Origin of the sequence: Rahnella inusitata (assembly GCF_018288855.1) — a bacterium.
GTDB lineage: Bacteria > Pseudomonadota > Gammaproteobacteria > Enterobacterales > Enterobacteriaceae > Rahnella > Rahnella inusitata.
In genome coordinates this window covers 3,916,239-3,936,863 of record NZ_CP065024.1, presented here as the reverse complement: position 1 = coordinate 3,936,863, position 20,625 = coordinate 3,916,239, and the positions used below count along the sequence as shown (strand labels likewise).

Below are 20,625 nucleotides of genomic sequence, written 5' to 3'. Positions count from 1 at the left end.
TTAGGTGTTTTTTATCTGGGGGCAGGGTGAGAGCAAATGTCAGAATTTGAAACGGGCGCAGAAACAAACTGCGCCCGCCTTTATTACTGAAATCAGACCGGGCAAAACGGCCTTTTTTCGTCTTCGGTCATAATGTCGATCTGCAACATATCCAGCATACTGTTGGCGATTTCACGTTCGCCCATCACCACGCGATCCGCGCCGCGCTCCATGATGTACGTCACTTCGTCATCGTAATGCGCACGGGCAATGATCTCGATATTCGGTCGTTTGGTGCGCGCGGAGGCGACGATTTCACCGGCTTCGTAACCGTTAGGAATAGTCACCAGCAGCCAGCGGGCGCAGTCAAGACGCGCCAGATCCATGATTTCCTGATTGGCGGCGTTGCCCAGTACCGTGCTGATCCCCTGCTCGCGCAGCGCTTCGACCCGTGGACGGGAATTTTCGATCACGACCAGCGGGATACCGGCGGCCTGAAGCTTCTCGCCCAGCAGGCTGCCGACGCGGCCATAACCGATCAGCAATGCGTGATTACACAAATCAAAGGGGATCTGTTTTTCGTCTTCCACAGCTTCTTCGACGCTTTGATCTTCGATAGTCTCGGTTTTCGCCAAATATTTTTCCAGCAGCGTAAACAGCAGCGGGTTAAACATAATCGACAAAATAGCCCCCGCCAGCACCAGATTACGTCCCGGCTCGGACAGCAGCCCCAAAGAAATCCCCAGTCCTGCCAGAATAAATGCGAATTCGCCGATCTGCGCCAGACTGACTGAAATCGTCAGCGCGGTTCGCTTCGAGTGCCCGAACATTTTTACCAGTAAGAAGGCGGCGATGGATTTGCCGAACACGATAATCGCCAGTGTAGCGATCACTGTCAGAGGCTCGCGCACCAGTATCATCGGGTCGAACAGCATGCCGACCGACACGAAGAACAGCACGGCAAACGCATCGCGCAGCGGCAAGGTATCATGCGCCGCCCGCTGGCTCAGTTCGGATTCGTTCAGCACCATCCCGGCGAAGAACGCGCCCAGAGCGAAAGAGACGTCAAAGAACTCGACCGCGCCGTAAGCGATACCGAGCGCCAGCGCCAGAACCGACAGCGTGAACAGTTCGCGTGAACCGGTGCTGGCGGTTTTCGCCAGGATCCACGGCACCACGCGACGTCCGACCACCATCATCAGCGTCATGAAGGCCACGACTTTACCGATGGTGACAGCCAGCTCAATCAGCAACTCGGTCGGGCTGGCGTGATGGCTTTCCAGCATGCCGCTGAAGGCCGGTAACAAGACCAGCGTCAGTACCATCACCAGATCTTCAACAATCAGCCAGCCGATGGCGATTTGCCCGCGCTGGCTTTCAATTAATTGCCGCTCTTCCAGAGCACGCAGCAGCACCACGGTACTGGCGGTAGACAGACACAGACCGAACACCAGCCCGGTGGCCAGATCCCAGCCCATAAGGCTTGATAACCCCATCCCAAGCAGCGTCGCTACCGCGATTTGCGCTACAGCGCCGGGAATGGCTATCGCCTTTACGGCCAGTAAATCTTTCAAAGAGAAATGCAGACCGACACCGAACATCAGCAATATCACGCCGATTTCAGCCAGTTCGGGAGCAAGAGAGGTATCAGCAACAAAGCCTGGTGTAAATGGCCCGGCCAGAACGCCTGCAGCGATATAGCCAACCAGAGGGGAAATACGTAAACGATTGGCAATCATGCCAAAAATAAAGGCCAGTACCAGGCCACCGACAATCGTGGTAATCAAGGGCGTAGAATGATGCATTCAGACTCCTTCTGGTTATGCTCAGGGCGATATGTTGCAGATTGTTTCTAAGTTTATGGTAAAAATCATTTCCACGTTGAGGAATTTTGGCCTTTTTTGCAGTAAATCCCCCGCAGAGAACAAAAAAAATCTGAACAGATGATTTAAATGGGTTTTATCGGGCAGAACTCAAGTAGAGAGGGGATTGGATGCTGCCGATATTCTGAGTATCGGCAGCAGAAGGCGGGAGATTAGGCGTCTTTGCGTTCTAAATTAGGCAGGAAGGCAGTAAATATCCCGAGCAACGGGAGGAAGGCACAAATCTGATACACCAGCTCAATGCTGGTGATATCCGCCACATAGCCAAGCACAGCAGCGCCCAGCCCGCCCATGCCAAAAGCCAGACCGAAGAACAGGCCGGATACCATACCGACTTTCCCCGGCATCAGCTCCTGGGCAAACACCAGAATGGCTGAAAAGGCCGAGGCCAGAATTACGCCGATAATCACGCTCAGCACGCTGGTCCACATAAGATTCGCGTGTGGCAAAAGTAACGTAAATGGCGCGACACCGAGAATTGACGCCCAAATGACGTATTTGCGCCCAATCTTATCACCCACCGGCCCGCCGATAATTGTCCCCGCCGCGACCGCAAACAGGAAAACAAACAGGTGGATCTGTGCACTTTGCACCGAGACGCCAAATTTGTGGATCAGATAAAAGGTGTAATAGCTGCTGATACTGGTCAGATAGAAATACTTAGAGAACACCAGCACCAGTAAAATACCCAGCGACATCGCCACCGTCCGGCGCGGGAGTACGGTTACCGTATTTTTCACCGGGCCGCGTTTTTTGGCGATCTGATTTTGCTGGCGATACCATTTGCTGATTTGCAACAGCACGACAATACCGAGCAACGCCGCCAGTGAAAACCACGCAACGTTGCCTTTGCCGTAAGGCGCGATGATCAGCGCAGCGAGCAATGGGCCGAGTGAGCTGCCGAAGTTACCGCCCACCTGAAACAGCGATTGCGCCAGCCCGTGACGACCGCCGGAGGCCATACGCGCCACGCGGGACGATTCCGGGTGAAACACCGAAGAACCGGTACCTACCAGCGCCGCCGCCAGCAGCACGACCGGGAAACTCTGTGCCGCCGCCAGCAGCAGCAGGCCGGAGAGGGTAAAGCCCATACCGATTGGCAGCGAATAGGGTTGCGGGTGCTTGTCGGTGTAATAACCGATCAAAGGTTGCAGGAGCGACGCGGTGATCTGGTACGTCAGGGTGATCATCCCTATCTGGGTGAAGCTGAGCGCAAATTCATTTTGCAGCAACGGATAAATCGCCAGGATCAGCGACTGGATCATGTCATTAAGCAGATGAGAAACGCTGATCGCCGCCAGAATAGAAAACGCAGTCTTTTTGACTGCGTCTTTCTGCGGGCTTCCCGGCGTTGCCGTGTTATCGGTCATGGCAGGTGAACCTTCATCTTAAAATTATCGGGGCAGGGCTGTCAGTCGACTTTAGCGATCTCAGCGAACTGGCCTTTTAGTAAGCGGCAAAGATCGCCTGCCGCCAGTTCAATATCAAGCCCGCGTTTACCACCTGAAACATAAATGGTGGAAAACGTCTGCGCCGGACTGTCGATCACCGTCGGCAGCAATTTTTTTTGCCCGAGAGGGCTGATACCGCCAACCAGATAGCCGGTCACGCGCTGGGCGATCGCCGGATCTGCCATGTCGGCTTTTTTCGCGCCGAGGGCTTTTGCGACTTTCTTCAGATCCAGCATCGAGGCTACCGGCGTCACCGCAACGGCCAGATTCCTGGCGTCGCCGTTGAGGGAAACCAGCAACGTTTTGTAGACCTGTCGCGCATCCAGCCCAAGCTTTTTCACGGCTTCGTCGCCAAAATTCGTTTCGTCGCTGCTGTGTTCATACGGATGAAGAGTGAAGCTGATTTTATTTTTTTCCAGAAGAAGTACCGCTGGGGTCATGATCTTTCATCTCTGATTACTTTTTTGTTCGAAAAATCGTCGGCAGTTCAATTCGATGAAATTAAACAATAAAGTATGATTATTAAGCGAGGGAGAAATAGTAGTTCAATGAATGGTTATTGCCAAGACCCAGCGCGGGTTGTTACCCTGTGCCCGCCGGTGCCGCGTCCGCAAGGGCTGGCACTGTAGCTATAAAAATAAAATGAAATTCCTCTTTGACTGGCCGGCCTTAAAACCCGGCCATTTTTTTGATCGCATCCCCTTCATCCTTCGGGCTGCCTCTGCGTTGGCTGCCTGCGTTCACCCCGGTCACTGACTGCTATAAGCTCCCGGAGTTCTCTTCGTTGCCGCCTTGATCCAGCCCGATTGATTTTGGATAATCTGTTAGTCAGACCTTCTTATCCGCCAGCAAATCCGGCAAATTCCCTTCACCGTACAAATGCAGCGCGCCAACGGCGACGACATAATTTCCCGGCGGGAGATCCGACAGTTGTTGTTTCCAGCGCAGATTACGCTGATTCATCAGCACGTCGTACAGCTCACTGCTGAAGGTATTCGGTAACTGATCTAATGCCGTCACCGGCTTGGTATCCAGCCACCAGCTGATCATGGTTTGCAGCAAGCGGGCATTGGTGTGCCAGTGCGTCAGAGTGTCTTCCAACAGTCCCAGACCGTTGTCGGGAAGTTGCTGCAAGAGCGCAAACTGTTCCTGCGGCCCTTCCAGTTCGATGACCGGCATGTTCTGCTGTTTGGCATTCTGCAACAGCTGATAATCAATGCCGTAGTTGCCACGTAACCCGAGGCGCTGTGCCTGCGTCGCCTGTAACATCAGCGCGACCTGCCAGGACGGCAGCGGGTTGAGCGTCCACATCGACACACCCAGCTCTTCGCATAACTTTTCAACGTGCAGATACTGGGCTTCGGGTAACCGTTCGGCCAGCGGCGGGAACTCACCGGACATTTCGAAAGGGGATTCGGATCCACTGATATCTGCTTCGACAATCAGCGCATCGGCTTTTTGCATACGGCGCAACAGCTGCTCGGGGAGCGGCTGCATATCCTGCGTGCCCATATGAATGCTGCCGACCAGATGCAGGGAGCGGTGGCCGGGAAGCTGAATATCAATGGCGGGATAAGAATACTCGACGGGAAGCAGCCTGCGTAGCCAGCGGAATGTCTGTTTAAAAAACTGCGCCATATAGCATGGTCTCCCGAAAAATGAGAGACCATGCTATCGCGTCAGACGTTGGGCGAACAGAGGAAACGTCTTGTTTTTTAGGCCTGTTTTTTAGGCGTGAATCGTAAAAGGCGGTTGGCGTTTGCCACCACTGTGATGGAAGACAGCGCCATCGCCGCACCGGCAATCACCGGGCTGAGCAGGGTGCCGGTCAGCGGATACAGCACACCGGCGGCGATAGGGATGCCAATCACGTTGTAGATAAATGCCCCAAGCAGGTTCTGTTTCATGTTGCGCAGCGTGGCCTGCGACATCGCCAGTGCGTCGGCGACGCCGTGCAGACTCGGGCGCATCAGGGTGATGGCAGCGGTTTCAATTGCCACATCGCTGCCACCGCCCATTGCAATACCAACGTCCGCCTGCGCCAGCGCGGGTGCATCGTTAATGCCGTCGCCAATCATCGCCACCTGCTGACCTTTGGCCTGTAACGCTTTGATGGCATCAGCCTTTCCGTCGGGCCGAACACCGGCAATCACCGTATCAATTCCTGCCTGCGTCGCAATCGCCTGCGCGGTGCGCGGATTGTCACCGGTCAGCATCACCAGCCGGTAGCCGAGCTGATGCAGGCGCTGTAACGCCCCAATGCTGTCTTCACGCAGCGGATCGCGCAGGCCAAACAGCGCCGCAATTTGCCCGTCGACTGCCAGCAGAACCGGTGTCGCGCCTTGCTCCGTCATCTCATTGAGCAAACCATCAGCCGCCTGAGCATCCACGCCATTTTCCTGTATGAGCGCCTGATTCCCCAGCAGCAGCGTTGTGCCGTCGACGTCACCCCGTAAACCCAGGCCGCCAAGCGTGCGGAAGTTTTGCACTTCGGGAAGGGTTTGGCCTTGCGCTTTTTCGACAATGGCCTGCGCCAGCGGATGATGAGAGCCCTGTTCCAGCGCGGCAGCAAAGCGTAGCGCCTCGGATTCGCTGATGCCGCCAAAGGTATGGATATCCGTCACTTTCGGCTGGCCTTCGGTCAGCGTCCCGGTTTTGTCAAAGACCAGCGTCGAGAGCGTACTGGCCTTTTGCAGCGCATCGGCATCACGCACCAGCACGCCGAACTCCGCCGCACGCCCGACACCGGCGGTAATTGACATCGGCGTGGCCAGCCCAAGCGCACAAGGGCAGGCGATGATAAGCACCGTAGTGACAATAACCAGCGTGTACATCAGCTGTGGCTGTGGGCCGAAGAAGTACCAGAGGGCACCGCTGAACAGCGCGAATAGCACCACGGCAGGTACAAACACGGCAGAGATTCTGTCCGCGAGTTTACCGATCTCCGGCTTGCTGCTTTGCGCTTCACGCACAAGTTTGATGATGCGGGAAAGCGTCGTCTGGCTGCCGATGGCGTCCGCGCGAAACAGCACACTGCCGTCTTTCACCAGCGTTCCGGCATGCACTTTGTCGCCCTGCGATTTTTGCAGCGGGAGAGGTTCACCGGTCAGCATCGCCTCATCCATCCAGGCTTCGCCGCTCTGGATTTCGCCATCAACCGGCACACGATCGCCGGTGGTCAGACGCAGCGTCATACCTTGCTCAACATTTGCCAGCGGGATGGATTTTTCGCCCTGATCTGTAACCACGCGCGCGGTCGGCGGGGTGAGATCCAGCAGGCGTTCAAGGGCCTGTGATGACCGCTGGCGACCGCGTTGTTCCAGCGCGTGGCCAAGATTGATCAGGCCGATGATCATCACGCTGGCTTCATAATAAAGATGCCGCGCCTGCATGGGGAAGGCGTCCGGCCACAGGCTGACGGCGAAGGAAAATACCCATGCCGCACCGGTACCGAGTGACACCAGCGTGTCCATGTTGGCGGTCCCGTGCATCAGGCTTTTCCACGCGCTGCGATAGAAATGACTGCCCGCGACCACCATGACAGCCAGCGTCAGAACGCCGACAATCAGCCAGCCGGTCTGGTTCTGTGCAGTGACCATCATTTCGCCACCGAGCAGACCCCAGAGCATCAGCGGAATACCCGCAGCCAGACCAACGGCGGCCTGCCAGCTGAAGCGGATCATGCTGCTGCGCGCGGTTTGCTGCTGACGCTCGCGACGTTTGGTTTCATCAATAATAATTTCAGCGCCGTAACCGGCACGTTCAACGGCAGCGATCAGCGCAGCCTGATCGGCGTCGCCGCTGACCAGTGCGCTACGTTCGGCCAGATTAACCCGCGCACGTTCGACGCCGGTCACGCCCTCCAGCGCCCGCTGTACTTTACTGACGCAGCTGGCGCAGCTCATCCCGCTGAGCAGCAGTTGCACGCTGTCATCGGTGGCAGAAACTTTTGCCGGAACGGGTGACACAGCCGCTGACAGGGGTTCCGGCAAAACAGTCGCCTTATCGGTCAGCGGCTCAGATTTTGGGGATGGATCCTCCAGCAGTTGCGCCTCATAGCCCGCGTTCACCACAGCCTCAATCAGACTCTGGCTGCTGGCATCGCCTTTGACGATAGCTTTGTCGAGAGACACTTCCACCGCTGTGGTGCCTTCAACGGCTTCCAGTGCCTTACGCGTCGAAGCGACACAATGTCCGCAGGACAAACCTTGCAGGGATAAAACGGTTGTTGTCATGATGATTTCCTTTTTGTCTTGACCCGATAGTGAACTTTCATTAGTTATAGAGGATAAACCTTCCAGCAAGGGGAAGGTCAAGGAGTCAAAATGAATATCAGTGATGTGGCGAAAAGAACCGGGCTGACCAGCAAGGCGATTCGTTTTTATGAAGAGAAAGGGCTGGTGACTGCGCCGATGCGCAGTGAAAACGGCTATCGCAGTTACGCGCAAAAACACATTGAAGAGCTGACGCTGCTGCGTCAGGCGCGACAGGTCGGGTTTACGCTTGATGAGTGTCAGGAGCTGGTGGCGCTGTTCCATAATCCCGAGCGCCACAGTGCAGATGTGAAAGCACGCACGCTGGAAAAGGCCGCGGAGATAGCGCGGCACATTGAAGAGCTAAAAGTGATGCGCCAGCGTCTGCTGACGCTGGCGGAGTCCTGTCCGGGAGATGACGGCGCAAACTGCCCGATCATCGACAATCTCAGCGGCTGTTGTCACCACCCTCAGGATTCGCGGGAGTGAGGTTCCACCCGCAGCGTCGCGCCTTCCACACCGGTGATAATGACTTCGTCACCGACGTTTAACGGCGAGGTGCAGATAGCGCGCCAGCTGCTGTCGCCGATTTTTACCCGCGTAAAGTGATTCACCAGCGGCTCAATCACGGTGGCGTAAGTGCCCACCAGCTGCTGGCCGCGCTGATTGAGCGACGCGTTGGCGCTGTTTTTATCCACGCGCTGATTCAGCCACTTCCACCACAGCCACGCGGCGATAATGGTGAGTCCGGCAAACGCCGCACCCTGCCATTCCCACGGCAGCGGCAGGATCCAGGTAACTAACCCCACCAGCGCCGCAGCGACACCGCTCCACAACAAATAACCGCTGGCCCCGACGAGCTCAGCTGCCAGTAACAGGCCGCCGAGCGACAGCCAGAACAGATGCGGCGTTGCCATCAGGTTTTGCAGCATTATTTGCCGCCTTTGGTTTCTTTCAGCAATTCAGCGATACCACCAATCGAGCCCATCAGGCTGCTGGCATCCAGCGGCATCATGATCACTTTGCTGTTATTGGCGGAGCCAATTTTGGTCAGTGCATCGGTGTATTTCTGTGCCACGAAGTAGTTGATGGCATGAACACTGCCTGCTGCGATGGCTTCAGACACCATTTTGGTCGCCTGCGCTTCGGCTTCTGCTGCACGTTCACGCGCTTCAGCTTGTAAGAATGCCGACTGACGCTCACCTTCTGCTTTGAGGATCTGCGACTGCTTTTCACCTTCGGCGCGCAGAATAGCCGACTGACGCACGCCTTCCGCTTCAAGAATATCAGCACGCTTGGTACGTTCAGCTTTCATCTGCGCGTTCATTGCTGAGATCAGTTCAGCCGGCGGACGCACGTCACGGATTTCGATACGGGTGATTTTTACACCCCACGGATTAGTGGCTTCATCGACGATATGCAGCAAACGTGCGTTGATATTGTCGCGTTGTGACAGCATCTCATCGAGTTCCATCGAACCCAGAACGGTACGGAAGTTGGTCATGGTCAGGTTGACGATGGCCTGCTCCAGATTGCTGACTTCATATGCGGCGCGTGCCGGGTCGATGACCTGAATAAAGCAGACAGCATCGATGGCAACATTGGCGTTATCGCGGGAAATGATTTCCTGAGAAGGAATATCCAGCACCTGTTCCATCATATTGATTTTTCGACCGATACGGTCAACAAAAGGCACAACCAGGTTCAGCCCCGGCATCAGGGTTTTGGTATAACGGCCGAAGCGCTCGACGGTCCACTGGTAGCCTTGCGGCACTATCTTGATCCCGGCGTAAACCACCAGCAATGCCAGTACGATCAGAATGATGATTGGGATGTGAATGAGGTCAAACATAGTATGAAACTCCTGTAAAACTGTGTCCTGAATATTCCGGCTGGAATATTCCGATAAAACAAGTCCCTGTGCGTTTACCCACGGGTAATACGCGAGGTCAATTGTCGCACACTTACGCGAGTCATCGTATTAATAAAGGATAGTTCAGAGGAGAAAAAGGCGGAGGAAAGGGGACGGAAAACGCACACCGGCAGGGGAGAACCGGTGCGCGCAGGAAGTATTAATTCGCTATTTTCTGAGGAATCAGTACAGCAGGGAATATAACTGGCGGCGATATTTGGCGGCCAGCGCATCGCCGGTGCCAAGAGCGGCCATAATATCCATCAGCGTTTTACGCGCAGCACCGTTGGCCGCGCCTAAATCTTTCTTCAGGGGCGCCATCAGCAAATCCAGCGCTTCTTCGTTACGCCCGACCTGATGCAGTTGCAGGCTGAGTTTAACCACCAGCTCGGCGTTATCCGGATCGCCTGACAGTTCCATCTGAAGTTGTTGAATCTCTGGAGTATCCGCCGCTTGTTTCAGCAGTTCGATCTGAGCGATGAGTCCCTGATAGCGTGAATCTTTATCCTGCAACGGAATGGTCGCCAGCACGGTTTCGGCGTCGTCGATGCGGTTCAGATGAATGTGTGTTTCAGCCAGCAGCAGACCGATATCGCTGCGCTGATTGCTCAGCTGCCACGCGTCTTTCAGTAGCGGCAGCGCGTCCTGTAGGTTGCCTTCCTGCAACAGTTCCTGCGCCTGAGCCAGTTTCAGCTCTTCTTCTTTCGGCAGCACTTTTTGCAGCAATTCGCGGATCACTTCTTCCGGCTGCGGCCCCTGGAAACCATCCACCGGCTGCCCGTCTTTAAACAGGTAAACCGCAGGAATGGAACGCAGACCAAACTGCTGGGCGATCATCTGCTGCACATCGCAATCGACCTTCGCCAGAATGAGCTGACCGGCGTATTCGGCGGCCAGTCTGTCGAGAATTGGCCCAAGTTGCAGGCAGTGCTGGCTGCGTTCTGACCAGAAGTAGAACATCACCGGCACAGACATGGATTGCTCCAGCGCCTGTTGCAGGTTTGTTTCGTCGATATCGATAATAGTAGGTTGTGCAAGCATGAATTCGTTCTCTCGCTACCCTTCATACTTCGAGCTGCAAATGCGTTGGCCGCGCTCATTCACCCTGGGTACTTTGTTATCAAAGCTCCCGTGGATTCATGCGCTTGCTGCCTTATTGCAACTCAAATTATTTTTGGGTGTGTAAATTTAAAGTATTAATAAACAGATGGGGGCGGGCATTAGCGGCTTCAACCCCATCAGACTTTACTTAACTGTTTCCACGTAAAATTTTATCCAGCAAGCGGCCTGGCAAAAGACGTTTCAGCACGGTCAGTGCATGGGCGACCAGCGTGACCGGATAACGCAGGCGTGCGCGCGGATTTTCTAAAGCATGGTGCAGTTTAGGCAAAACTGCTTCCGGCTTGAGCGTAAAACGTTGCGCGATCCCCGGATTTTCCACCGGCTGGTCGGCCTGTGACTGATTCACATTGGCGGTGAAGTTACTGCTCAGTGGACCGGGTTCAATCAGGCTGACCTGAATGCCCGTGCCATGCAACTCCATGCGCAGCGTATCGGACCAGGCTTCCAGCGCGAATTTACTCGCGGCATAAACGCCACGGCGCGGCGTGGTAATCAGCCCCATCACTGAGCTGGTCTGGATGATACGCCCCTCGCCGTGGGGCAACATGGCGGGAAGCAAAAGCTGCGTCAGCTGATGGGTGCCGAACAGGTTGGTGGAAAACTGCTTCTCAAACTGTGCCCGGCTGATACTGTTCAGCGGGCCGTAAACGCCATATCCGGCGTTGTTAAACAGGCCATACAGGCGGTTGCCGGTTAACGCGATGACTTCGGCAGCGGCCTGAGCAACGCTGTGTTTATCATCGAGATCTAACTGTACGGTCTCAAAACCCATCTGCTCCAGTGTGTCAATATCCTGCGCTTTCCGGCATGCGGCCAGAACCCGATAACCACGACTGCGCAAATCCTGCGCCGCCACCAGCCCGATACCGCTCGAACAACCGGTGATTAATACTGCTTTTTGCATAACTTTACCTGTGAGGTGTCCCTATTTTTTATAGCTGTGATTTACTAGGGAGTCGGGTGAAAAAGGTAACGTCTTGGTTTTACTCACGTCCCGGTATTATTTTATTTATCGTATTTTAAACCTAATTGCTCAGCAGCGGGGCGAGTTTCTCAGCCATCCAGTCGGCGATAAACGGCTGAGCGGCCAGCGCAGGATGTAAACCGTCGTCCTGCATCCATTCCGGCTTCGCGGCGACCTGTTCCATAAAGAACGGCACCAGCGGCACGTTTTCCTGCTTCGCCAGCGCGGGATAGATGGCGTAGAACGCATCACCGTAGCGGCGGCCATAGTTTGGCGGCAGGCGAATTTGCATCAGCAGCGGTTGGGCATCGGCCTGCTTTATCTGGCTGATAATCTGCGTCAGCGTTTGGGAAATAGTTTGTGGCGGGAATCCCCGCAACCCGTCGTTGGCGCCCAGTTCAATCAGCACCCAGCGCGGGTGATGTTGTTGCAGCAGCGCAGACAGTCGCGCCAGCCCTTGTTCGGCGGTATCGCCGCTGATGCTGGCGTTAATAATGGTGGGTTTATTCCCCTCTTTTTGCCATTTGTTATTCAGCAGTGACGGCCAGGATTCGGCTACCGGAAGGCGATAGACAGCACTTAGACTGTCGCCAATAATCAGCAAGTTATCAGCAGCAACGGCGCGAAAACTCAATAATCCTAACAACATAAGGAAGGGGAGATGCCAGCGGAAAACGTTCTTGAAGTTCATCATCTTAATAAGCACGTCGGTCAGGGTGAAGGACAGCTAACCATCCTGTCCGGTGTGGAGCTGGTTGTCAAACCGGCGCAGACAATTGCGCTGATCGGCGAGTCCGGTTCCGGTAAATCCACGTTACTGGGAATTCTCGCCGGGCTGGACGACGGCACCAGCGGCGACGTGGTGCTGCTCGGCAAATCTCTCCGTTCGCTTAACGAAGAAGGCCGCGCCGCGCTACGGGCGAAAAATGTCGGCTTTGTGTTTCAGTCCTTCATGCTGGTGCCGACGCTGAACGCGCTGGAAAACGTACAGCTTCCGGCGTTGCTGCGCGGTGAAAGTGACAGCAACAGCCGTCAGCAGGCGGTGCAGTTGCTGGAAAGTCTCGGGCTGGGCGGGCGTTTGCATCATCTTCCGGCACAACTTTCCGGCGGCGAGCAGCAGCGTGTCGCCCTGGCGCGGGCGTTTATCGGCAAGCCGAAATTACTGTTCGCCGATGAACCAACCGGCAATCTGGATCGCGCCACCGGTGAGCGCATCGTCGATCTCTTGTTCTCGCTGAACCGCGATGCGGCCACCACGTTGATTCTGGTCACCCATGACGAGCAACTGGCCGCGCGCTGCCAGCGGCGTCTGCGTCTGCGTGACGGTAAGTTGTGGGAGGAAGCATGATCTGGCGATGGTTCTGGCGTGAATGGCGTTCGCCTTCGTTGCTGATCGTCTGGCTGGCACTGACGCTGGCGGTGGCCTGCGTGCTGGCGCTCGGCAGTATCAGTGACCGTATGGATAAAGGGCTGAGCCAGCAAAGCCGCGAGTTTATCGTCGGTGACCGCGTGTTGCGATCGGCCCATCCCATCACCGAAGCCTGGTTGCAGGACGCGGAAAAACAGGGGCTGAAAGTCAGCCGCCAGCTCTCTTTCATGACCATGACCTTCGCTGAAAACACACCGCAACTGGCGTCGGTGAAAGCCACCGATCTGGCCTACCCCTTGTACGGCGCATTACAGACTGAACCGGCGGGGCTGAAACCGGAACCGGGCACCGTGCTGGTTGCGCCGCGTCTGCTGGCATTGCTGAACGTGAAAGTGGGCGACAATCTGGACGTCGGCGATTCCACACTGAAAATTGCCGGAGTGATTGTGCAGGAGCCGGACTCGGGCTTTAATCCGTTCCAGACGGCTCCACGCGTCATCATGAATCTGGAAGATGTGCCAAAAACCGGCGCAGTCCAGCCGGGCAGCCGGCTGACCTATCGCTATATGTTTGCCGGAACGCCTGAGGCAATTCAGAGCTACGGCGACGCCATTAAAGGATTGCTGAAACCCGACCAGCGTTGGACCGGCATGGAAGATTCTGACGGCGCGCTGGGCAAATCTCTGCAACGTTCCCAGCAGTTCCTCACGCTATCGGCATTGCTGACGCTAATGTTGTCGATTGCCGCGATAGCCGTATCGATGGGGCATTATTGCCGCAGCCGTTACGATCTGGTGGCGGTGCTCAAAACGCTCGGCGCGGGGAAGAAGGCGCTGCGCCGACTGATTATCGGCCAGTGGATAGCCGTGATGGTGTTGGCAGGTATTTGCGGCAGTCTGGTCGGGCTGGCGTTTGAAGCAGGACTGATGAAGGTACTGGCACCGGTTCTGCCTGCGGCGCTTCCGCCCGCTGGCGTCTGGCCGTGGGTGTGGTCGATGGGCGCGATGGTGGTGATCTCGTTTCTGATCGGCATCCGGCCATACCGCCAGCTGCTGGCGACTCAGCCGCTGCGCGTGTTGCGTAACGACGTGGTCGCCAACGTCTGGCCGCTGCGCTATTTCCTGCCGGTGATGGTGCTGGTGGTCGTCGGGCTGCTGGCGGCGCTGATGGGCGGAAGTTCGCTGCTCTGGTCACTGCTGGCGGGCGTGCTGGTGCTGTCATTGTTACTGGGGATTATCGGCTGGGGCGCGCTGTTATTACTGCGCCGCCTGACGTTCCGCCAGCTACCGCTGCGTCTGGCTGTGAATCGTCTGCTGCGCCAGCCGTGGGTGACGCTGAGCCAGCTGGCGGCGTTCTCGATGTCGTTTATGTTGCTGGCCTTGCTGCTGGTGATGCGCGGAGACTTGCTGGACCGCTGGGAGCAACAGCTGCCGCCTGACAGTCCGAATTATTTCCTGCTCAACATCACCAAAGAGCAAATCCCGCAGGTGACGGATTTCCTGCATCAGCATAAAGCCGAGCCGGAAACCTTCTATCCGATCGTGCGTGTGCGTCTGACCAAAATTAACGACCAGATTGCCACTGACATCATCAAACCTGATGATGCGGCCGGTGAGGCGGTCAACCGTGAGTTAAACCTGACGTGGATGCAGGGCCTGCCTGATCACAATCCGCTGGTCGCAGGCAACGGGCCACCGAAAGCCGGTGAAGTGTCGATCGACGAAGGGCTGGCGGGGCGTCTGGGCGTGAAGCTCGGCGATACCGTGACCTTCAACGGTGATACACAGGAGTTCAGCGCCAAAATTACCAGTCTGCGCAAAGTCGACTGGGACAGTCTGAAACCGAACTTCTACTTCATCTTCCCGCCGGGCGCGCTCGACGGCCAGCCGCAAAGCTGGCTAACCAGCTTCCGCTATCACGGCGATGACAGCACGATCACGCAGTTCAACCGCCAGTTCCCGACGGTCAGCATGATGGATATCGGCTCGATTTTGCGTCAGGTTGGACAGGTTTTGCAGCAGGTGAGCAGGGCGCTGGAAGTGATGGTGATTCTGGTGATGTTGTGTGGCGGCCTGCTGTTGCTGGCACAAATTCAGGTTGGGATGCGCCAGCGCCGTCAGGAGCTGATCGTTTATCGCACGCTCGGCGCCAGCAAAAAGATGCTGCATCGCACGCTGTGGTGTGAGTTCGCGGTACTTGGGTTGGTCGCCGGTATCGCGGCAGCCATCGGGGCGGAAGCGGCATTATGGCTGTTACAGCGCAAAGTGTTCGATTTCCCCTGGGAGCCGAATTACCTGATGTGGATTGCCGTGCCGGTAGTCAGCGCGCTGCTGCTCTCGGTCTGTGGCGGCTGGCTGGGTGTGCGGTTGCTGCGGGGAAGGGCGTTGTTCAGGCAATACGATTCGTAGTTTTTAAGCACCCTCCCCTTCGCAGGGGAGGATGCTGGAACGTCAAAGCTTCTCAATCGCCCATTCGATACCGCTGGCATACTCTTGCGGCAGCATCGGGATCAGTGCGGTCAGACTATCTTTCAGCAGGCTGGCACTGGCGTCGTTGAGATTTAGGTGTCCGACTTTACGTCCGGGGCGTACTTCTTTCTCGTACCAGTGCAGGTTCACTAGTGGCAGGCTGAGCCACTGCGTAGCGACATCCGTACCAATCAGATTGACCATCACCGACGGCGTACTGACGACAGGTTTCGGCAGCGGCAGGCCGAGGATCGCCCGCAGGTGCATTTCAAACTGGCTGTAAGATGCGCCGTTTTGCGTCCAGTGCCCGCTGTTGTGTACGCGTGGGGCCAGTTCGTTGATCAACAAACCTTCGCTGACCACAAAACACTCCATCGCCATCACGCCGACATAATTGAGTTCATTAAGGATTGCCGACAGCATACTTTCCGCCAGCTGTTGCAGGGCGGCGTCGGGCTCCGGCAGCGCCACGCTGGTGCGCAGAATACCGTCCTGATGCAGATTATGGGTGAGCGGATAAAAGACCGTTTTACCGTCGTGACCGCGCGCCCCGACCAGCGACACTTCGCCGGAAAAATTGATGCCCTGCTCGACGATGCATTCGCCGTAGCAGTCTTTCGGCAATGTCGTTTCTTCGCCTGCACGCAGACGCCATTGGCCGCGACCGTCATAACCGCCGACGCGACGTTTTACAATCGCCAGTTCACCGAGCTGTGAGAAAATCTGCGGCCATTCGGCTTCATCGGCCAGTAACTGCCAGGGGGCGGTGGCGAGCCCGAGCTGGTCCAGCAGCTGCTTTTGCGTCAGACGATCGGCCAGACGTGGGAAAATATCGCGGTTGACGAACGCCGTGTGCGTCGCGAGTTCGCGGGTCAGCGCGGTTTCAGGCCAGCGTTCGATTTCAGCGGTGATCACGCTTTGCTGATAAGGCACGGCTTCCGGCTCGGCATCCAGACCTACCGGATAGACGGCGATCCCCAGCGGTTCGCCCGCCTGACGCAGCATTCTGCCTAACTGACCGTTTCCGAGGACGCAGACCGGTTTCATGCTTCCTCCCGCGGGTCGGGGTTATTCAGAACTTCATCGGTTTGCGCCTGACGCCATGCGGCCAGATTTTTGCTGATTTGCGTATCGTGCAGCGCCAGAATTTGTGCGGCCAGCAGGGCGGCGTTTGCGGCGCCCGCTTTGCCGATTGCCAGCGTACCCACCGGAATACCGCGAGGCATTTGTACGATGGAATACAGGCTGTCGATGCCGCTCAGCGCAGCACTTTGCACCGGTACGCCCAGCACCGGCACCAGCGTTTTCGCGGCCAGCATGCCCGGCAGATGCGCCGCGCCGCCTGCGCCTGCGATGATTACATCAAACCCGTTGGCCGAAGCTTGTTCTGCAAAGGTGAACAATTTGTCCGGGGTGCGGTGAGCGGAGACGATATCGACATGGAAAGGAATATTCAGCGTTGTGAGCACTTCGGCGGCGAACTGCATGGTCGCCCAGTCACTTTTAGACCCCATAACGATGGCGATTTTTGCCGGGGTAACGTTGGATGACATGTCTGTATAGCTCCTGTGATTATGCAAGCATCGCCAGAGGACAGGTTCTGGCGGAGAGGGCGCAAATGATATCACGCTCATGAAGCAAGGAAAACGGTTGCGTCGCCGCAGAACCGTGCTTTTTTGCTGAGAAGTTGTCGGCAGATTTGTATAATCCCAGCCACACTATTTTTAGCTTACCCGACGGGAAACTGATTTATGACGCAGGCTTTACTGGCACCGATTTATGATTTTCTGCACTGTGAAACACCGGCTTTGTGGGTGGATGTTGCGCTGGAAAATCAGGCGGTGATGCTGATTGACCACGCCAACTGTGAAAAGAAGGCGGCGGCCACGGCGATGAGCCTGATGACCAAATATCTCGATCGTACCGAATTATTATTTTGCGCAGCGCGGCTGGCGCGTGAAGAGTTGCACCATTTCGAACAGGTGGTGGAAATCATGCAAAAGCGGAATGTCACCTACACCCAGCTTTCGCCGTCGCGCTACGCCAGCGGAATGATCAAACACACCCGGCATCACGACGATTTGAACATTCTGGTGGACCGGCTGATTATCGGCGCCTACATCGAGGCGCGTTCCTGCGAGCGTTTCGCTAAAATCGCACCACATCTGGATGAAACGTTGTCGCGTTTTTATACGTCGCTTTTGCGCTCAGAATCACGGCACTTCGCCGATTATCTGGCGCTTGCGGAGCAGTATGCCGGTACGGATATCAGCGAACGGGTGGAATTTTTCGGGAGGATTGAAGCGGAATTAATTTTGTCGCCTGATGAGCAGTTCCGCTTTCACAGCGGAACACCCGTGTGCAGTCTTAAAACGGGAAGCTGATCAGCTCCACGTTTTCGGCAGTCACTTTGACCATCGATCCCTCTTCGTGCCATGCGCCTAACACGACGCGGTGGCCGGTTTTCTCACCGAGCGGCACGTCGTGGACAGCGGGACGATGAGTGTGGCCGTGAATCATCCATTCAACGCCTGCTGGCTGCATTTCGCTGACCACTGCCTGAGGATTCACATCCATAATCGCCAGCGATTTTCCCTGATTCGAGGCTTTGCTGTTGGCGCGCATTTTGGCGGCAATGCCAAGACGCCATTTCAGCGGCAACATCAAAAACAGCTTTTGGATCAGCGGATTATGCACTTTCTTGCGGAAGTTCTGATAGGAGACATCATCGGTACACAGTGTGTCACCGTGCAGGATCAACACGCGGCGACCATAAAGTTCGAGGACTTTCTTTTCCGGCAGCAGCGTCATCAGGCTGTCGCGCGCGAAACGTCTGCCGAGCAGAAAATCGCGGTTGCCGTGGATGAAGAAACAGGGCACGCCTTGCTGATGAAGTTGATTTAACGCCGCAGCGATTTGCGCGTGTAACGGCTCAGGATCATCGTCACCAATCCAGGCTTCGAATAAATCCCCGAGAATGTACAGCGCGTCGGCCTGCGGCGCATCTTCGCGCAGAAAACGCAGAAAACCGGCAGTAATTGCCGGTTCCTGTGCGCAAAGATGAATATCTGCGATAAAAAACGTGGTCATCCCGACGTTAATTATTCGCTGACTGTGACGCTTTTGATCACAACATCTTCTTTTGGAACGTCCTGATGCATGCCGCTGCGACCGGTTTTGACCGCTCTGATCGCATCAACCACGTCCTGACCTTCAACCACTTCTGCGAATACGCAGTAGCCCCAACCTTGCGCGTTTTTGCCGCTATGGTTCAGGAAGTCGTTGTCAGTCACGTTGATGAAGAACTGTGCAGTGGCAGAGTGCGGATCGTTGGTACGTGCCATCGCCAGCGTGCCTTTGGTGTTTTTAAGGCCGTTGTCTGCTTCGTTTTTAATCTGAGCATCAGTATTTTTCTGGTTCATGCCTGGCTCAAAACCGCCGCCCTGAATCATGAAACCGTCGATAACACGGTGGAAAATCGTGTTGTCATAGAAGCCTTTACGGCAATAGTTCAGGAAGTTTTCAACCGTTACGGGCGCTTTGTCAGCAAAAGTTTTTACTACGATGTCGCCGTGGTTGGTGTGGAAAGTGACCATATTAATCATCCTGCTTATGTTGATGTGTGCTCTTAGTAAGAGTCGCTACTATAGCCTTTTCTTATACCATAACTCAAAAGTTGCCGTCAGCAGACGGTTTGTGATGACTAAAGCCCGTCCGGCGGCCTTATGCCGTTTCGGTGAAGGCGTTTTCGTTATATTATGAGCCGGAGTGTCGCGTAAGCGCACAACCATCATTTTCTACGCCCAACACACGGAATAGCCTGATGCTGAAGATTTTTAATACCCTGAGTCGCCAAAAAGAGGAATTCAAGCCAATTCATGCCGGTAAAGTCGGGATGTACGTGTGTGGGATCACTGTTTACGACCTGTGTCACATCGGCCACGGTCGCACCTTTGTGTCTTTCGACGTGGTATCGCGCTACCTGCGTTACCTCGGCTACGACCTGAAATATGTGCGTAATATTACCGATATCGACGATAAGATCATCAAACGTGCGGCTGAGAAGGGCGAACATTTCTCGGCCTTAACTGACCGTATGATCGCCGAAATGCACAATGATTTCGCTGCACTTAACATTCTGCCGCCGGATTCTGAACCGCGTGCCACACAGCACATTGATGAAATCATCGAAATCGTGCAAAAGCTTATCGATCGTGACCACGCTTACGTGGCGTCGAACGGCGACGTAATGTTCTGGGTGGAAAGCGATCCGGACTACGGTTTGCTGTCCCGTCAGGATCTGGATCAGCTGCAGGCCGGCGCGCGCGTGGAAGTCGAAGCGAATGTGAAACGAAATCCGATGGACTTCGTGTTGTGGAAAATGTCCAAACCGGGTGAACCGAGCTGGACGTCGCCGTGGGGCGAGGGCCGTCCGGGCTGGCACATCGAATGTTCGGCGATGAACTGCAAACAGCTGGGCGATCATTTTGATATCCACGGCGGCGGTTCTGACCTGATGTTCCCGCACCATGAGAACGAAATCGCTCAGTCAAGCTGCGCACACGACGGCCCGTATGTGAATACGTGGATGCACTCCGGCATGGTGATGATCGACCGCGAGAAGATGTCTAAATCGTTGGATAACTTCTTCACCGTGCGCGACGTGCTGAAATATTACGATGCTGAAAGCGTGCGTTACTTCCTGATGTCCGGCCACTACCGCAGCCAGCTGAACTACAGCGAAGAGAACCTGAAACTGGCGCGTACCTCGATGGAGCGTCTGTACACCGCACTGCGAGGCACCGACGCCACTGCGACACCGGCCGGTGGTGAGGCGTTTGTCGCCCGCTTCCGTGCGGCGATGGACGACGATTTCAACACCCCGGAAGCCTATTCGGTGTTGTTCGATATGGCGCGTGATATCAACCGCCTGAAAACCGAAGATATGGCGGCGGCCAATGGCATGGCGGCAGAACTGCGTCAGCTGGCTGGCGTGCTCGGCTTGCTGGAGCAGGATCCTGAGCAGTTCCTCAAATCCGGTGCGCAGGCGGATAACGACGACGAAGTGGCTGAAATCGAAGCGTTGATCAAACAGCGTAACGATGCCCGCGCCAGCAAGGATTGGGGCATGGCGGATAAAGCGCGTGACCGTCTGAATGAAATGGGTATCGTTCTGGAAGATGGCGCGGCAGGCACAACCTGGCGCAGAAAGTAGTCCTTCCCC

General features: G+C 55.8%; 19 protein-coding genes. 5 read left to right on the top strand and 14 right to left on the bottom strand.

Annotated features, from left to right (window positions below; genetic code table 11):
* Positions 1 to 92: 92 nt before the first annotated feature.
* From ybaL to copA, 5 genes are all read right to left on the bottom strand, one after another.
* A complete protein-coding gene (ybaL, locus tag I2123_RS18485; RefSeq protein ID WP_112168656.1) occupies positions 93 to 1,784 on the bottom strand; it encodes a YbaL family putative K(+) efflux transporter in 1,692 nt (563 codons plus the stop codon).
* A gap of 230 nt (positions 1,785 to 2,014) precedes the next feature.
* Positions 2,015 to 3,232, bottom strand: coding sequence for an MFS transporter (locus I2123_RS18480; RefSeq protein ID WP_112168655.1), 1,218 nt, complete (start codon positions 3,230 to 3,232; stop codon positions 2,015 to 2,017).
* A 41-nt stretch (positions 3,233 to 3,273) separates the two neighbouring features.
* Positions 3,274 to 3,753, bottom strand: coding sequence for a Cys-tRNA(Pro)/Cys-tRNA(Cys) deacylase YbaK (ybaK, locus tag I2123_RS18475; RefSeq protein WP_112168654.1), 480 nt, complete (start codon positions 3,751 to 3,753; stop codon positions 3,274 to 3,276).
* 388 nt (positions 3,754 to 4,141) lie between these two features.
* Positions 4,142 to 4,951: a TraB/GumN family protein gene (locus I2123_RS18470; RefSeq protein ID WP_112168653.1), complete on the bottom strand. Its 810-nt coding sequence runs from the start codon at positions 4,949 to 4,951 to the stop codon at positions 4,142 to 4,144.
* A 77-nt stretch (positions 4,952 to 5,028) separates the two neighbouring features.
* A complete protein-coding gene (gene copA, locus I2123_RS18465; protein WP_213051225.1) occupies positions 5,029 to 7,548 on the bottom strand; it encodes a copper-exporting P-type ATPase CopA in 2,520 nt (839 codons plus the stop codon).
* Positions 7,549 to 7,638: 90 nt separating this feature from the next.
* Here copA and cueR point away from each other — a divergent pair, with 90 nt between their 5' ends.
* Positions 7,639 to 8,055, top strand: coding sequence for a Cu(I)-responsive transcriptional regulator (cueR, locus tag I2123_RS18460; RefSeq protein ID WP_213051224.1), 417 nt, complete (start codon positions 7,639 to 7,641; stop codon positions 8,053 to 8,055).
* Here cueR and I2123_RS18455 read toward each other — a convergent pair.
* The 5 genes from I2123_RS18455 to tesA form a co-directional block, all read right to left on the bottom strand.
* Positions 8,037 to 8,498 carry an NfeD family protein gene (locus I2123_RS18455; RefSeq protein WP_213051223.1) on the bottom strand — a complete coding sequence of 154 codons (462 nt, stop codon included), beginning with the start codon at positions 8,496 to 8,498 and terminating at the stop codon, positions 8,037 to 8,039. The genes cueR and I2123_RS18455 overlap by 19 nt on opposite strands.
* Entirely contained in the window at positions 8,498 to 9,418 is a 921-nt protein-coding gene (locus I2123_RS18450; protein ID WP_112168649.1) for an SPFH domain-containing protein, read from the bottom strand. The genes I2123_RS18455 and I2123_RS18450 overlap by 1 nt, the downstream gene beginning before the upstream one ends.
* 243 nt (positions 9,419 to 9,661) lie before the next feature.
* A complete protein-coding gene (locus I2123_RS18445) occupies positions 9,662 to 10,519 on the bottom strand; it encodes a co-chaperone YbbN (protein WP_213051222.1) in 858 nt (285 codons plus the stop codon).
* Between the two features lie 208 nt (positions 10,520 to 10,727).
* Positions 10,728 to 11,504 carry an SDR family oxidoreductase gene (locus tag I2123_RS18440; RefSeq protein WP_213051221.1) on the bottom strand — a complete coding sequence of 259 codons (777 nt, stop codon included), beginning with the start codon at positions 11,502 to 11,504 and terminating at the stop codon, positions 10,728 to 10,730.
* A 121-nt stretch (positions 11,505 to 11,625) separates the two neighbouring features.
* Positions 11,626 to 12,255, bottom strand: a complete 630-nt coding sequence (gene tesA / locus I2123_RS18435; RefSeq protein ID WP_112168686.1) for a multifunctional acyl-CoA thioesterase I/protease I/lysophospholipase L1 — start codon at positions 12,253 to 12,255, stop codon at positions 11,626 to 11,628.
* On the opposite strand from tesA, the gene ybbA reads away from it, so the two are divergent.
* Together ybbA and ybbP are read left to right on the top strand one after the other, a co-directional pair.
* A complete protein-coding gene (ybbA, locus tag I2123_RS18430) occupies positions 12,226 to 12,912 on the top strand; it encodes a putative ABC transporter ATP-binding protein YbbA (RefSeq protein ID WP_112168646.1) in 687 nt (228 codons plus the stop codon). The two genes, tesA and ybbA, sit on opposite strands and share 30 nt — an antisense overlap.
* Positions 12,909 to 15,341 carry a putative ABC transporter permease subunit YbbP gene (ybbP, locus tag I2123_RS18425; RefSeq protein ID WP_213051220.1) on the top strand — a complete coding sequence of 811 codons (2,433 nt, stop codon included), beginning with the start codon at positions 12,909 to 12,911 and terminating at the stop codon, positions 15,339 to 15,341. The genes ybbA and ybbP overlap by 4 nt, the downstream gene beginning before the upstream one ends.
* Positions 15,342 to 15,383: 42 nt before the next feature.
* Here the strand turns inward: ybbP and purK are convergent, their stop codons facing one another.
* Entirely contained in the window at positions 15,384 to 16,448 is a 1,065-nt protein-coding gene (gene purK, locus I2123_RS18420; protein WP_213051219.1) for a 5-(carboxyamino)imidazole ribonucleotide synthase, read from the bottom strand.
* Positions 16,445 to 16,954, bottom strand: a complete 510-nt coding sequence (gene purE / locus I2123_RS18415) for a 5-(carboxyamino)imidazole ribonucleotide mutase (protein ID WP_112168643.1) — start codon at positions 16,952 to 16,954, stop codon at positions 16,445 to 16,447. Before purE ends, purK begins: the two co-directional genes overlap by 4 nt.
* Before the next feature lie 198 nt (positions 16,955 to 17,152).
* Here purE and I2123_RS18410 point away from each other — a divergent pair, with 198 nt between their 5' ends.
* Positions 17,153 to 17,785 (top strand): MiaE family protein, encoded by a 633-nt coding sequence (locus tag I2123_RS18410; RefSeq protein ID WP_112168642.1) that lies wholly within the window; start codon positions 17,153 to 17,155, stop codon positions 17,783 to 17,785.
* On the opposite strand, the gene lpxH is transcribed toward I2123_RS18410, so the two are convergent.
* Both lpxH and ppiB read right to left on the bottom strand, forming a co-directional pair.
* Positions 17,769 to 18,491, bottom strand: a complete 723-nt coding sequence (gene lpxH, locus I2123_RS18405; protein ID WP_213051218.1) for a UDP-2,3-diacylglucosamine diphosphatase — start codon at positions 18,489 to 18,491, stop codon at positions 17,769 to 17,771. The two genes, I2123_RS18410 and lpxH, sit on opposite strands and share 17 nt — an antisense overlap.
* Before the next feature lie 11 nt (positions 18,492 to 18,502).
* A complete protein-coding gene (gene ppiB / locus I2123_RS18400; protein ID WP_056771274.1) occupies positions 18,503 to 18,997 on the bottom strand; it encodes a peptidylprolyl isomerase B in 495 nt (164 codons plus the stop codon).
* A gap of 227 nt (positions 18,998 to 19,224) precedes the next feature.
* On the opposite strand from ppiB, the gene cysS reads away from it, so the two are divergent.
* On the top strand, positions 19,225 to 20,616 hold the full coding sequence (gene cysS / locus I2123_RS18395; protein WP_112168640.1) for a cysteine--tRNA ligase: 1,392 nt from the start codon (positions 19,225 to 19,227) through the stop codon (positions 20,614 to 20,616).
* Positions 20,617 to 20,625 lie beyond the last annotated feature (9 nt).

What these genes read in the sequence shown, in the direction of transcription:
- I2123_RS18470 (WP_112168653.1), bottom strand. Translation starts at nt 4,951, where the DNA reads ATGGCGCAGTTTTTTAAACAGACATTCCGCTGGCTACGCAGGCTGCTT.
- ybaL (WP_112168656.1), bottom strand. Translation starts at nt 1,784, where the DNA reads ATGCATCATTCTACGCCCTTGATTACCACGATTGTCGGTGGCCTGGTA.
- cysS (WP_112168640.1), top strand. Translation starts at nt 19,225, where the DNA reads ATGCTGAAGATTTTTAATACCCTGAGTCGCCAAAAAGAGGAATTCAAG.
- I2123_RS18480 (WP_112168655.1), bottom strand. Translation starts at nt 3,232, where the DNA reads ATGACCGATAACACGGCAACGCCGGGAAGCCCGCAGAAAGACGCAGTC.
- tesA (WP_112168686.1), bottom strand. Translation starts at nt 12,255, where the DNA reads ATGAACTTCAAGAACGTTTTCCGCTGGCATCTCCCCTTCCTTATGTTG.
- cueR (WP_213051224.1), top strand. Translation starts at nt 7,639, where the DNA reads ATGAATATCAGTGATGTGGCGAAAAGAACCGGGCTGACCAGCAAGGCG.
- purE (WP_112168643.1), bottom strand. Translation starts at nt 16,954, where the DNA reads ATGTCATCCAACGTTACCCCGGCAAAAATCGCCATCGTTATGGGGTCT.
- I2123_RS18440 (WP_213051221.1), bottom strand. Translation starts at nt 11,504, where the DNA reads ATGCAAAAAGCAGTATTAATCACCGGTTGTTCGAGCGGTATCGGGCTG.
- I2123_RS18450 (WP_112168649.1), bottom strand. Translation starts at nt 9,418, where the DNA reads ATGTTTGACCTCATTCACATCCCAATCATCATTCTGATCGTACTGGCA.
- lpxH (WP_213051218.1), bottom strand. Translation starts at nt 18,491, where the DNA reads ATGACCACGTTTTTTATCGCAGATATTCATCTTTGCGCACAGGAACCG.
- ppiB (WP_056771274.1), bottom strand. Translation starts at nt 18,997, where the DNA reads ATGGTCACTTTCCACACCAACCACGGCGACATCGTAGTAAAAACTTTT.
- I2123_RS18455 (WP_213051223.1), bottom strand. Translation starts at nt 8,498, where the DNA reads ATGCTGCAAAACCTGATGGCAACGCCGCATCTGTTCTGGCTGTCGCTC.
- I2123_RS18445 (WP_213051222.1), bottom strand. Translation starts at nt 10,519, where the DNA reads ATGCTTGCACAACCTACTATTATCGATATCGACGAAACAAACCTGCAA.
- ybbA (WP_112168646.1), top strand. Translation starts at nt 12,226, where the DNA reads ATGCCAGCGGAAAACGTTCTTGAAGTTCATCATCTTAATAAGCACGTC.
- I2123_RS18410 (WP_112168642.1), top strand. Translation starts at nt 17,153, where the DNA reads ATGACGCAGGCTTTACTGGCACCGATTTATGATTTTCTGCACTGTGAA.
- ybbP (WP_213051220.1), top strand. Translation starts at nt 12,909, where the DNA reads ATGATCTGGCGATGGTTCTGGCGTGAATGGCGTTCGCCTTCGTTGCTG.
- purK (WP_213051219.1), bottom strand. Translation starts at nt 16,448, where the DNA reads ATGAAACCGGTCTGCGTCCTCGGAAACGGTCAGTTAGGCAGAATGCTG.
- copA (WP_213051225.1), bottom strand. Translation starts at nt 7,548, where the DNA reads ATGACAACAACCGTTTTATCCCTGCAAGGTTTGTCCTGCGGACATTGT.
- ybaK (WP_112168654.1), bottom strand. Translation starts at nt 3,753, where the DNA reads ATGACCCCAGCGGTACTTCTTCTGGAAAAAAATAAAATCAGCTTCACT.